Source organism: Streptomyces sp. KL116D (assembly GCF_030766975.1).
GTDB lineage: Bacteria > Actinomycetota > Actinomycetes > Streptomycetales > Streptomycetaceae > Streptomyces > Streptomyces longispororuber_A.
In genome coordinates this window covers 1-13494 of sequence record NZ_JASERH010000122.1, presented here as the reverse complement: position 1 = coordinate 13494, position 13494 = coordinate 1, and the positions used below count along the sequence as shown (strand labels likewise).

At 73.3% G+C, this 13494-nt stretch carries 2 protein-coding genes and 6 pseudogenes; 5 read left to right on the top strand and 3 right to left on the bottom strand.

The window, feature by feature from the left end:
• Window positions 1–331: 331 nt before the first annotated feature.
• Window positions 332–3670, top strand: coding sequence for a BTAD domain-containing putative transcriptional regulator (locus RBJ77_RS45420; RefSeq protein ID WP_372350314.1), 3339 nt, complete (start codon window positions 332–334; stop codon window positions 3668–3670).
• Here RBJ77_RS45420 and RBJ77_RS45415 read toward each other — a convergent pair.
• A pseudogene (locus tag RBJ77_RS45415) lies at window positions 3671–5590 on the bottom strand (sigma-70 family RNA polymerase sigma factor).
• A gap of 229 nt (window positions 5591–5819) precedes the next feature.
• Window positions 5820–6586: pseudogene (locus tag RBJ77_RS45410) on the bottom strand (TetR/AcrR family transcriptional regulator).
• 420 nt (window positions 6587–7006) lie between these two features.
• On the opposite strand from RBJ77_RS45410, the pseudogene RBJ77_RS45405 reads away from it, so the two are divergent.
• The 3 genes and pseudogenes from RBJ77_RS45405 (at window position 7007) to RBJ77_RS45395 (ending at window position 11061) form a co-directional block, all read left to right on the top strand.
• Window positions 7007–8358: pseudogene (locus tag RBJ77_RS45405) on the top strand (NAD(P)/FAD-dependent oxidoreductase).
• 170 nt (window positions 8359–8528) lie between these two features.
• A pseudogene (locus RBJ77_RS45400) lies at window positions 8529–10185 on the top strand (SpoIIE family protein phosphatase).
• Window positions 10186–10776: 591 nt separating this feature from the next.
• The gene (locus RBJ77_RS45395) at window positions 10777–11061 is read left to right on the top strand and encodes a hypothetical protein (protein WP_372350313.1); all 285 of its coding nucleotides are present in this window, start codon (window positions 10777–10779) and stop codon (window positions 11059–11061) included.
• Window positions 11062–11171: 110 nt separating this feature from the next.
• Here RBJ77_RS45395 and RBJ77_RS45390 read toward each other — a convergent pair.
• Window positions 11172–12423, bottom strand: a pseudogene (locus RBJ77_RS45390) (MFS transporter).
• 183 nt (window positions 12424–12606) lie between these two features.
• Between RBJ77_RS45390 and RBJ77_RS45385 the strand changes: the two are divergent.
• Window positions 12607–13123, top strand: a pseudogene (locus RBJ77_RS45385) (MarR family winged helix-turn-helix transcriptional regulator).
• Window positions 13124–13494 lie beyond the last annotated feature (371 nt).

Sequence of the window (13494 nt, the reverse complement as noted above, 5' to 3'; positions counted from 1 at the left end):
GGGCTGGCTGCCTGTGTCGGAGGCTGTGCGACGGGACCGGCCGCCCGGGACGGAGGCCGCGCGACGATCGCGGCCGTCCGTGTCGGAGGGCGTGTGACGGGGCTGGCTGCCTGTGTCGGAGGCTGTGCGACGGGACCGTCCGCCCGGGACGGAGGCCGCGCGGCGGGACGGGCTGCCTGTGTCGGAGGGCGTGTGACGATCGCGGCCGTCCGTGTCGGAGGGCGTGCGACGGGACCGGCCGCCCGGGACGAAGGCCGCGCGACAGGACCGGTGCCCGGCGCCCCGCGGTAAAGGCTGGGTGCCCCGGCCCTCGACCGGCGACAATGCCCGGGTGCAGTACACGATCCTCGGCACCACGCAGGCACACGACGACAAGGGCACCGCCGTACCCGTGGGCGGTCCCCGCCTCCGCGCCCTGCTCGCCTCCCTCGCCCTGCACACCCCGCACACCGCGCCCACGGACGCCCTCATCGACGACGTCTGGGCGGACGACCCGCCCGCCGACGCCCCCGCCGCGCTCCAGGCGCTGGTCGGCCGGCTGCGCCGCGCGCTCGGCAGGGAGGCGGTCGCCTCGGAGCCCGGCGGCTACCGGCTCGCCGCCACCCGCGCCGACATCGACCTGTACGTCTTCGAGCGCCTCGTCCGCGAGGGCATCGCCGCCCTGGCCGACGACCCGGCGACCGCGGCCCGGCTGCTGCGCGAGGCCCTCGCCCTCTGGCACGGACCCGCGCTCGCCGACCTCCCCGACCACCCGGCGGCCACCCGCCCCGAGGCGCAGCGCCTGGAGGCCACCCGCGCGCGCGTGGAGGCCGATCTGCGCGGGGGCCGCGGCCCCGAACTCGTACCGGAGCTAAGGGAACTCACCACGACCCACCCGTACGACGAGCCGCTGCACGCCCTCCTGATCCGTGCCCTGCGCGCGGCCGGCCGGGGCGCCGACGCACTTGCGGCCTACGAGGAGGCCCGCCGCACGCTGGCGGACGGCCTCGGCGCGGACCCCGGGCCCGAACTGACGCGACTGCACGCGGAGTTGCTCACCGAACCGGCACCGGCTCCAACACCGGTTCCGGCTCCGGCAACGGCACCGGCTCCGGCAACGGCAACGGCACCGGCCCCGGATCCGGTCGCAGCCCCACCCGCCACAGCTGCCCCACCCGCCCCGCCCGCCGCATCTGCCGCAGCCGACCCTTCGGATCCCGCCGCATCACGGCCCCCCGTCCGGACCGGGAACCTGCGGCCCCGGCTGAATTCCTTCGTCGGCCGGGAACCCGAACTCGCGGCCATCCGTTCAGACTTGCAGGGAGCACGCCTGGTCACGCTCACGGGCCCGGGCGGCTCCGGCAAGACCCGCCTGGCCGAGGAGGCCGCCGTCCCGGCCCCCCAGGCCTGGCTGGTCGAGCTGGCGCCGCTGGACGACCCGCGAGCGGTCCCCGGCGCGGTCGTCAGCGCACTGGACCTGCGCGAGACGGTCCTGAAGACGAGCGAGTTGTCAGGCCCGCAGGACGACCCGACCAGACTCCTCATAGAGCACTGCGCCCAGCGCAGCCTGCTCCTGATCCTTGACAACTGCGAACACGTCATCGACGCGGCCGCCGAGCTGGCCGAGACCCTGCTCACGCACTGCCCGCGCCTGACGATCCTCGCCACCAGCCGCGAACCCCTCGGAGTCCCGGGGGAGTCCGTCCGCCCCGTCGAGCCGCTGCCCCCGGACCCCGCCCACCGCCTGTTCACCGAGCGGGCCGCCGCGGTCCGGCCCGGTTTCGACCCCGCCCAGGATCCCCAGGCCATCGCCGAGATCTGCCGCCGTCTCGACGGGCTGCCGCTCGCCATCGAGCTGGCGGCGGCCCGCCTCAGGCTGCTCACCCCCCGTCAGATCGCGGACCGCCTCGACGACCGCTTCCGGCTGCTGACCGCCGGCAGCCGCACGGTGCTGCCCCGCCAGCAGACGCTGCGCGCCGTCGTCGACTGGTCCTGGGACCTGCTCGACGAGCGGGAGCGCACCGTCCTGCGCGAGCTCTCGGTCTTCGCCGGCGGCTGGCACCTGGAGGCGGCCGAGGCGGTCTGCTCCCCGGAGGAGGTCGCCGACACCATCGGCTCCCTCGTGGACAAGTCGCTGCTCATCGCCGCCCCGAGCGGCCACGGCGTGCCCGGCATGCGGTACCGGATGCTGGAGACCATCCACGAGTACGCGACGGAGCGCGCCGCGGCCGACCCCGGGCTGCGCCTGGCCGCCGAGCGCCGCCACCTCGCGTACGTGCGCGCGCTGGTCGCGGAGGCCGACCCGAAGCTGCGCACCGGCGAGCAGCTGCCGTGGATCCAGCGCCTGGAGACCGACCTCGACAACATCAGGGCGGCCCTGGCGCGCGCCACCTCCTCGCCCGAGCTGACGGACGAGGAGACGGCGATCGCCCTGGTCCTGCACATGAGCTGGTTCTGGTGGCTGCGCAACTACCGCCCGGAGGCGACCGCCTGGGTGCGCGCGGTGATGGACATGCTGCCGGACCGCGCGGTCCCGGAGGACCCGGAGCACCCGCTGTACTGGCAGCGGATGAACCTGCGGCTGTTCGACCTCTTCATGGTCGCCGACGCCTACCCCCGGGAGGCCGTCAGCGACGACGCCGACCGGAAGTACGTCGCCCGGATCCAGGCCGCCTTCGAGGCACCGAGTCCGCAGGGCGCCCGGTTCCCCGGCATCATCTGGCCGTTCTCGCTGTTCCTCCTGGACGAGGTGCGGGACGTCCGCCCGGCGCTGGACGCCGCGGTGCGCAACTGCCGCCGGTTCGGGGGCGACTGGGAGATCGGCGTCATGCTGATGTTCCGTACCCACATGGCCGTCGACATGCCGGGCCACATGCGGGGCGTGGACGACGACCTCGCCGAGCTGCGGGAGATCAGCGCCCGGGTGGGCGACCGCTGGATGCGCGCCCAGGTGTGCAGCGCGGCGGGCGAGGCCGCCATGGCGCGCGGCCGCTTCGAGGAGGCCAAGAGCGAGTACGACGAGGCGTTGCGGCTCGCCTATGAAGTGGGGGCATACGCCGAGACGCCGTTCCTGATGGCCCGGCTCGCCGAGATCGCCTATCGCAAGGGCGACCACGAGACCGCCCGCAAGGCGCTGGACGTGGCGAGTGACGAGGCGGACCGCAGCGGGTCCGTCGACTCGACCGCGTTCATCCGGCTGCTGCGGTCCCACCTCGCGCTGGCCGACGGCGACGTGGAGCGCGCCCGTGAACTCTGCGACGAGTCGGCGGCGGTGGCCGCGGGCGGCACCCCGCCGCCGCAGTTCGCCGCGGCCCTCGGCATGGCGGACGCCCGCATCACGGCCGCCGAGTCGGGTCCCGCGGCGGGTCTCGGGGTCCTCGTCGGAGCGCTGCGCGGCGAGGTGATCGAGCACTGCGCCGAGTCGGTCATCGCGGGCCTGGTCGACGTCGGCGCCGAACTGCACGCCAGGGACGGCGACGTGGAGCGGGCGGTCCGGCTGTTCGCCGTGGCGGACCGGCTGCGCGGCGACCGGCCCCGGCCGATGCCGGAGCGGGCCGAGTTCGGCGCGGTGGAGACCCGCGCGCGCGAGGAGCTCGGCGACGTCCGGTACGAGGCGGAGCGGGCGGCCGGCGCCGGGCTCGGCCGCGAGCGGATCCTGGACGAGCTGGCGCCCGGCCCCGACGGCGGCTGATCAGCTGCAGGTGAACCGGGAGTCGGCCCAGTCGGCCAGCGCCACCGCGCCGAACGGGGTGTGCGGTTCGACCACCAGCCGGATCGTCCGGGCCCCGGCGAGACCGACGTGCACGGGCACCGCCGGATCGTTGCCGTGGACGACCTCGGAGCGCCAGGCCCGCACCCCGTCGACGTAGACGGAGAAGCGGACGGCGCCGAGACCCATGGTCATGCCGTCGACTCCGGCGAACGCGCGTCGTACGCCGTGCAGCTGCGGTTCAGGTCGATGGTGACGGAGGACTGGGCGTGCACCGAGACCCCGTTCGCATAGGTCCTGTCGGCGATCGACAGTCCGTAGCGCTGCCACACCCAGCTGCTCTCGCCGAGCCGCATCTCGGGCTCGCTGCTGCCGTCGCCGACGGCGCCGTACGCCAGCTGGTTCCACTGGTAGACGGCCGGGGCCGGCGGGGAGTCGGCTTCGGGGTCGGCGTGGGCTTGAGGGCGGCGTCGGCTTGGGCGTCGGCTTCGGCGGCGGGGTCGGCTTCGGCTTGGCTTCGGCGGCGGGGTCGGTGTGGGGGTCGGCGTCGGCGTGGGCTTCGGCTTCGCAGGCGCGGGCGGCTCCGGCGTGGGCGTCGGGGTCGGCGTGGGCGTCGGCTCGGGCTCGATCGGCTGCGAGACCGGCGGCTTCTCCTGCCGCGCCTCCGGCTCGGGCTTCTTCGCTGCCGCCGGTCAGCGCGATCGCCAGGGCCGCGGCCGTCGCGGCCGCCACCACACCCGCCGCGATACCAGGGCCTTCGCGGGCGCTCCGAGCCCTCGGCCGCCGCTCCGCCGGCCGCGCCACCGCTCGACGAACCGCCGCTCGCGGCCGCGGCCGCACCGGCCCCGGCGCCCGCCGCGCCCGCGGCGCCACCCCCGATGAGCGCGGCCACCTTCGCGTACCCGGCGGCGCCGAACCAGCCGATGACGGCGATCGGCATCGACACCGGGGATGCGCTGGCGACTCCTTGATCTGGCCCGCCGCGAGGCGGCACTTGCGCACTCCTCCAGGTAGCTTGCGCAGGCCCCGCTCGGCCCGGGTGCGGAGGCTGCCGCGCGCGTAGGCGCCGAGCCGGTCCGCGTAGCGGGCGCACTCCTCGGACTCGGTGAGCGTGGCCGAGACGTGCGCCTGAGGTAGGCCTCCTTGAGGCCCTCGCGGGCGCGCTTGGCGAGCACCCGCGTGCCGTTGGCGTCGAGCCCGAAGAGAGTGGCGACGCCGCTGGGCGACTCGTCCTCGACCTCGGTGTGCCACAGCACGGCCTGCCAGCGCTCGGGCAGCGAGCGGAAGGCCTGCATGGCCATCGACTGCTCGGCCTCGTGCATGGCGCGCACATCGGCGCCCAGGTCGAGGGTGTCGTCGTCGGAGACCTCGTTGGAGCGGGCGGCCTGCTGGGCGAAGACCGCGAAGTCGTCCACGAGGTGCTCGCGCTTCGCCGACTTCTGTCCAGCCCGCGGCGACGCGGCGCACGGTGGTCAGCAGATAGGCGCGCACCGCGTGCTCGAGGCCCGCTGCCGCCGCGCACGGCCTGCAGCATGCGGGCGAAGACCTCGGCGGTCAGGTCGTCGGCGGTGTGCCCGTCCCGGCGGCAGGTGCGCGCGTAGCGGCGGACGGCCGCGGCGTGCCGGCGGTACAGCTCCTCGTACGCCGAGTCGTCACCGCCACGCGCATCCGGCCGATCAGATCGGCGTCGGACGAGGGCAGCGGCGCGCCGGACCCGGCTGCCGCGGCTCGCTGCGCCGCGCTCTCCCGCTGCATGGGGACGGAGACGTCCGCGGGCGCCGGCGCGGCCTCGCCGGACGTACGCCCGGGACCGCCCTGATTCGGAACCTGCTGCGGAGGAGCCCCTCGGGGACTCGCACCTCCACCGTCGGACTGCTGCTCGTCCCGCCCGTCAACGCTCATCGCGGAAAGCCCCGACCGCACACTCTGACCCGACCACCGGGAAAGAGTGCCACACGGGGCTCACCGTGGTGGTCGCTGCACAGCAACCACTCATCCGTGGAGATTTCCCGTACCCGAGCGCTACCTTTCACTCGTCCGTGGCAGGCCCAACGGGCATGTGGTAAAAGCAGTTGACCGCGAGCGACCGGTTCGGTCACGCGCGGTCAACCATCGTCACCCTGCCGGGCCGTCACGCGGGCCGGGACCGCAGCTCCTTCGAGCAGGATGTCCAGGAGCCGGGCCGATGCCGCCGCCTGGTGCGCGGCGTCCGGCAGCGAGGGCGCCGCCGTCGCGATGACCAGCAGCATCGTCCGACACCGTGACGTCGGCCCGCAGCTCGCCGGCCTCGCGCGCCCGGTCCACGAGCCGCCCCACGACGTCGAGCAGCGCCGTGGCACCGGCGTCGTCCGCGGGCAGGGCCTCGTCCACCGGCGCCGTCCGCTGCTCCACGAGCCGCAGCTCGGGCGCCCCGCCGCGCTGCTCGGGCACCCGCGTCTCGTCCCGGCCGCCGTCGGCCCCTTCGTCGGCGACGCCCACCCGCAGCACCTGCGGCGGCAGCAGCCGGCCGGCGCCGGAGGCGACCGAGGTCGCAGGAAGCGGAGAGCGCCGACCACGGCTCGTCCTCCTGACCGAGCGCCGTGCGGGCCTGGTCGGTCAGCCGGGAGGTCTCCTCCTCGGCTATCCGTCGCACCAGTACGTCCTTGCTGGGGAAGCGCCGGTACACGTGCCCACACCGACACGGCGCGCCGCGCCACGTCCTCCATGGGCGCCCCGTACCCCAGCTCGCCGAAGACCTCCCGGGCCGCGCGCAGTACGTGCTCCAGATTGCGCTGGGCATCCACGCGCAGCGGCGCGGCTCGTGAACTGTGCGCCCGCGCCGCGCCCGTTCGCTCCGCCCGAGGCGCCCGTAGGTGCCACGGCCGACGCTGAGGTCCAATGAGAGTCCTGAATGTGCATATGTGTTCTGGTAATGACGTCTCCCCCGGAGACACTCCCCGTCATTGTCAGCCGGAGCGTGAGGAACAGACAGCGATTTCCGGGACAGTCCCTGCGGTCCCGTCAGTGCATCCCCGACACCCCGACAGCACACGAACATAGTTGAGCCGGAGTCAATTCAGAAGGGGCAGGTTCCGCACGGAGCGCCCCCGAACGGAGTACGCGCGCGATTCCGCCAAGATTGCACCCCTCCCTCCCACCCCTCCCTCCCTGCTGACCTGCGCACCTCTCGTACGCGCCGCCCGGCCGCCCAACCGGTGTGCGGCCCTCCGCCCGGTCACACAATTTGCCGGGGCTGTGGACAAACGCAAGGGTCCGATGCGTCATGGGAGGGTGAGGGAACCTGCGCGCATTCTCGTTGTCGGCGGCGGCTACGTCGGGATGTACACGGCCCTGCGCCTCCAGAAGAAGCTGAAACCGGAGCTGCGCAGCGGTGCCGTGGAGATCGTCGTGATCACCCCCGACCCGTACATGACGTACCAGCCGTTCCTGCCCGAGGCGGCGGCCGGCTCCATCTCGCCGCGCCACGTCGTCGTGCCCCTGCGCCGCGTCCTGCCGCACTGCGACGTGATCGTCGGCGAGGTCGTCTCGATCGACCACGCCAAGCGGACGGCCATGTACACGACGCCGGCCAGCGACGAAGAGGGCACGGGCCCGGCCCCGCTGGCCTACGACGAACTCGTCCTCGCACCTGGCTCGATCTCGCGCACCCTGCCTCGTCCCCGGCCTCGCCGACCACGGCATCGGTTTCAAGACGGTCGAGGAGGCCATCGGCCTGCGCAACACGCGTCATCGAGCAGCTGGACATCGCCTCCTCCACCCGCGACCCGGCGATCCGCGACGCGGCGCTGACCTTCGTCTTCGTGGGCGGCGGGTACGCGCGGGCGTCGAGGCGCTCGGCGAACTGGAGGACATGGCCCGGTACGCGGCGAAGTACTACCGCAACGTCAAGGCCGAGGACTGAAGTGGATCCTCGTCGAGGCGTCCGGCCGGATCCTGCCCGAAGTGGAGCCCGAGATGGGCCAGTACATCGATCCGCGAACTGCGTGGCCGGAACATCGACGTGCGCCTGGAGACCCGCCTCGAATCCTGCGAGAACCGGGTCGCGGTGCTCAGCGACGGCTCCCGCTTCCCCACCCGCACCGTCGTGTGGACGGCCGGCGTCAAACCCAGTCCGCTGCTCGCCGCCACGGATCTGCCGCTGAACGAGCGGGCCGCCTCAAGCGCACCGCCCAGCTCGCCGTCGACGGCGCCCCGCACGCCTGGGGCGCGGGCGACGCGGCGCCGTCCCGACATCACGGCCGACGGACCGGGCACGGAGTGCGCGCCCAACGCCCAGCACGCCGTCCGCCAGACGAAGACCTCGCGGAGAACATCGCGGCGACGCTGCGCGGCCGGCCCCTCACGACTACGAGCACGCGTACGTGGGATCCGTGGCCTCGCTCGGCCTGCACAAAGGCGTCGCGCACGTCTACGGCCGCAAGCTGAAGGGCTACCCTGCGTGGTTCATGCATCGCGTCTACCACCTCAGCAGGGTGCCCACCGTGAACCGGAAGGCCCGCGTCCTGACCGAATGGACGCTCTCCGGCCTGTTCAAGCGGGAGATCGTCTCGCTCGGCTCCCTGGAACAGCCGCGCGCCGAGTTCGAACTCGCGGCCGGTGCCGTCCCTCCTGAGGACCCTTCTGCGGGGCCGTCACCGGAACCTCCCGGCCGTCCGAAGGGGTCGCCGTGACCGGCGCGTTGACGCCCTGGGCGCCCCGGCCGACGCACTGTTGACCGGAGCGCGGAACTCCCTTGCCGGACCGGCGTCTCGACGTTTGTCAGTACGGTCGGCACAGACTGGTCCACACGACCATGGGCGGGCCCATCGCCCTCCCTCGACCCCACGAGGCTTGTCCCACAGTGAACTTCACGCGCTGGAGCGCCCGGCTCCGGAACGCAGCGCCGCGCGGCGCGCGCGCCGACCACGTGTGGCCTCAGCGAGGCGACGGCGCGGTGCCCGCGGCCCGCGCCGAGCACCTGCCCGACGAGCCCCAGGAGGGCGCCACCGCCGAGGGCGGTGTCGACGAGCTGCCGGCCCGCGCCGTCCTCGACCGCATCCCGGCCCTCGTCGCGCCGGGTGCACGGCCCCGAGCACCGCATCGCCGACGTCAACGACGCGTACATCGCCGCCTTTCGGCGACCGCCCCTGCGGCGAACCGGCGCGCGACGCCCTGCCCGAACTGGACGAGCTGAGCCTCCTCCCGCTCCTCGACCAGGTGCTGCGCAGCGCGAAGCCCCGCACGGTGAAGTCCCGCAAGACGTCCGGCGGCCACCGCTCGTACACGGTGACCTGCACCCCGCTGGAGACCGCGGAGGGCCCCGGCGTACTGATCTTCGCGGCCGACGTCACCGACCACGCGGAGGCCGCCGAGCGGCTGCGCACCAGCGAGCGCGAACAGCGCGAGACGGCAGTCACCCTGCAGCGCAGCCTGCTGCCGCAGGAGTTGGAGGAGCCCGACGACCTGCGGATCGCCGCCACGCACCAGCCGGGCGGCACCGAGGCCGCGGTCGGCGGCGACTGGTACGACGTGATCACCTCGGCGGCGGCCGCACGGCCCTCGTCATCGGCGACGTCATGGGCCGCGGCGTCCGCGCGGCCGCGGTCATGGGCCAGCTCCGCACGGCGGTCCGCGCCTACGCCCGTCTGGACCTCCCGCCGCACGAGGTCCTGCAACTGCTGGACGGTCTGGCTACGGAGATCGACCCCCACCAGATCGCCACCTGCGTCTACTGCCGTCCACGACCCGAACGAGGGCCGCCTCGTCTACGCGTCCGCGGGCCACCTCCCGATCCTCGTACGCGACGAGAACGGCACGATCCACCGCGGCGACGAGCCGACGGGCCCGCCGCACCGGCACCGGCGGCTGGCTGCGCGCCTCGGGCGCCGTCCCGCTCGGCCCCGGCTCCACCGCGGTCATGTACACCGACGGCCTGGTCGAGCGCAGGGACGAGGACATCGACGCGGCGTGGCCGCGCTCGAGCACGCCCTCGCGGGCGCGACCGGCACGCCCCAGGTCGTCTGCAGACCGGCTGATCGAGAGCGGCGGGCGTCACCGCCGACCACGACGACGACGTGGCGGTCCTGGTCCTCCAGCACCCGGCGCGCAAGGGCTCCGACGGCGAACTGTTCCGCAACGCCGCGCTGGAACTCCTCGGCGGCGTCGAGGCCGCCCCGCGCGCCCGCGCCTTCGCCTCCGGCGTCCTGTCCAGTTGGCGCTTCACCCCGGAACTCACGACCTGGGCGTCCTGGCGGCCAGCGAACTCGTCGCCAACTCGCTCCAGCACGGCACCCCGCCGATGCGGCTGCGGCTGCGCCGCACGGACCGCCGGCTGATCGTCGAGGTGACCGACGGGGACGACCACCTGCCCCGCAGGCGCGCGCGCGGACCCGGGCGACGAGTCGGGCCGCGGCATCGCCATCGTCGCCACGATCGCCTCGAACTGGGGCTCGCGGCGGACACCGGGCGGCGGCAAGGCCGTGTGGTGCGAGTTCGTGCTGCCGACCGGCACGGCCTGAGCCATCCGTGCAGCACCCCCGCACTTGCGTCCCTGCAGTGCTATCAGCGTCGTGATGACAGACGCGGCAGCAGACACCCCGGCTTCCGGCTCACCGGCAGCGCCCCCGAGCGCTATGAGCAGTACGTCGCGCGCTCATGGCACCGTTCGTCACCGCCCTCTGTCGACGGCGTCGGCCTGAACTCCCGGCGACACCGTCTCGACCTGGCCTGCGGCACCGGCTTCAGTGGCCCGGCGCTCGCCGCGGCCCGCGTCGGCCCCACCGGCCGGGTGCACGGCGCGCGGACGCGTCCCCGGACATGCTCGGGGTCGCCACGGTGCACAGCCCGCACCTGTACCCCGACATCGAGTTCACCCCCGCCTCCGCCGACCGGCTCCCTACGACGACGCCTCCTTCGACGCCGTCCTGTGCCAGCAGGGCGCGCGAGTTCTTCTCCCCGACCTGGTCGCCGCCCTCACCCAGGCCGCCGCCGGGTCACCGCCCCGGCGGCCGGTTCGCGGCGACGACCTGGACGGACCTGTCCGCCTCCCCGTACTTCCTCGCGCAGCACGAGGTGATCACCCGGTACGCGGGCGCGGAGGCCGCCGCTCCGTGCACCGAGCCTTCCGCTGCACCGGCGACGTCGTCTCACCGAGGTCCCTGCACAAGGCGGGCTTCCAGGACGCGACCGCCCGCACGCTCACGCGTCGACGTGACCCTGCCCCGCTCGCCACGCACGCCGCCGGTCATCTCTCGGCGATCCCCTGGGGAGCCCGGATCGCCCAGGAGCACGGGCCCGAGGCCCTGGCGGAGGCGGGCCGCGCCATCGCCGACCGCTTCACCCACCGGACCGACCCCGACGGCACGGTGACGCTCCCTTCACCGCGACGCTGGTGACGGCGACCCGCTGAACGCACGGGTGGCCGGCACCCGAAGGCACCGGCCACCCGTCCGCGTCACTTCTCCTGACTCACGCCTCCGCGGTGGCGGGCTCCGGGAGCTCTGCATCACCACGCGCTGCCGGCCAGCGACGGCTGGTCCTGCACCGGAGTGAGCCGCTTCGCCGAGCCGCAGCGCCAGGAACGTGATGCCCAGCGAGAACAGCAGGAAGGTCACTGATGTACGGCCGCCCCGTGCAGCGCGGCACCCATCGGCCCGCCCACGGCCGGCGCCCGACGGCCAGCGCGGCGCTGCTTGACCAGCGCGAACGCGGGAGTTGTACTGTCCCCACCATCCCGCCGGCGCCAGATCGGCGACCAGCGGGGCGACGGTCGGCGACAGCATCGACTCACCGAGCCCGAAGAGCGCGTACGTCGAGATGAACGCGGCGGTCGCCATGGCCTGGCTCCCGTGCCCGAGCCCGCGTGAGTCCCTGCGGCGATCCAGGCGACGGCCCAGATGACGCCGACGGCGGCGATCACCCGCGACCGCTCGCGGCGCTCCACGAACTTCAGGACGGCGAACTGCGCGACCACGATCATCGCCGTGTTGGCGGCGAGCGCGATGCCCAGCGTGGACGGCGAGATCCCGGCGGCCTCGACGCCGTACGCGCTCAGTCCCGACTCGAACTGTCCGTAGCAGGCGAAGAACAGCACGAACCCGAGCACGCACAGCTGCACCATGCGCCCGGTGCCCCATCAGCGTCCGCAGCCCGCGTGGCCTCGCCCTCCGGCACGCCCTCGCCGCCCGGGACGGCGCGTGCGGCATCCGCACGGTCAGCACGATGGCGGCCAGCACCAGGAACATCACGGCCTCGATGCCGAACAGCCGCAGGAAGCTGCCCGCGTTGTTCTCGTCGACGATCTGGCCGCCGATGAGCGCCACCGATGCCGAGGCCCAGGTTCTGCAGGAAGAACTGCATGGCGAAGGACCGCGTCCGCGTCTCGGGCGTCGAGCACCACACGATCATCGTCGCGAGCGCGGGCTGCAGCACCGCGGGTGCCCGCACCCAGCACCGCCGCGGCGGCTGATCGCCGTCGGCTCACTGCTCGCGAGCCCCAGCCCGACCGCACCCACCGAGGCCACGACGGAGGCCGCCACCAGCACGGGCAGCGGTCCGCGCCGGTCGATGGCGCGCCCGGTGAAGGGCAGGACGACCAGGCGGCCATGGCGAAGGCGGCCAGCACGATGCCGCGCCGCACCGGCACCAAGATCTCGGACCTCCGCCACGTACACGTAGAGTGAACGGAACCGTGAAGCCGATGTCCGAACGCGCTCAGCGCGCTGCCCACCGCGAATCCGGCGCATCGCCGCGCCCATCGCCCTGGTCACTTTCACCTGCTTTCGCAGTCAGAGGCTCACGTCTGAAGACTTCGAACCTAAAGCTTTAGAAGCTAAACAATACACAGAGAAGGACTTCAACGCCAACCACTTGCGTGCCATACGTGCGCGGCATGGCGGACACCGAGCGGGCCGACAGCCGAGCCGACCCTCGAAGAGCAGATCGCGGCGTACCAGCGCGAGTTCCGGGACCTCGACCCCCAGGTCGAGCAGATCGTCTCCGCGCTGGGCAGGCTCAATCGCCGGATGAATGTGGCGTACGGCCGCCAGACCTCGGAGATCGGCATCAGCAACGCCGACTGGGAGGTCCTCAAGGCACTGGTCCTCTCCGGCGCCCCGTGCCGCGATGGGCCCCGGCGACCTGGCCAGCGCCTCGGCCTGACCCCGCCGCGATGACCCACCGCATCGACCGCATGGTCCAGGAGGGCTGGTCACCCGCGACCGCGACGAGAACAACCGGGTACGGGTGATCGTCGAGCTGACGGACGAGGGCCGCGAGAAGTGGCTGGAGGCGATGCACCTCGCTCCGCCTTCGAGGAGGACCTCCTCCAGGACCTCACGACCGAGCGCGGCGTCCCCGGCGAGGTTCTCACCCGGCTCCTCGCGCCGCGTGGAGGACGCCCAGCCGGACGCCGGCGGCCGCCTCAACGACCTCGACCGAGGTTCACAGCGGTGCTGACACAGCCCCACCCGGACCGTAGCGTTCTTCGGGCTGCCACAGAGCCGTAATGTCGGCCTCCGCAGCGACAGCACCCTCCGCCGCTGAAGCGGCACTCAAACCACAGCACGATCTCCCAACGGGACTGATTTCGGCATGTCCGAATTCATTTCGAAATTGGGTTGCGGCTGTCCTGATCGGTCCGATTAGGAACTGCCGAGCGGATCCGCTAATGTTTGAGACGTCGGAACGGCCCAACAGCCGGGAAGACACAGCATCAAACTCCGCTAACGCGGGGGCGGTTGACTGGGAATCAGGCCCGAAAGGATCTGATAGAGTCAACACCGCAGGAAGGCCGAAAGGCCGAAAAGCGAAAAGCAAGACCAGCAAGA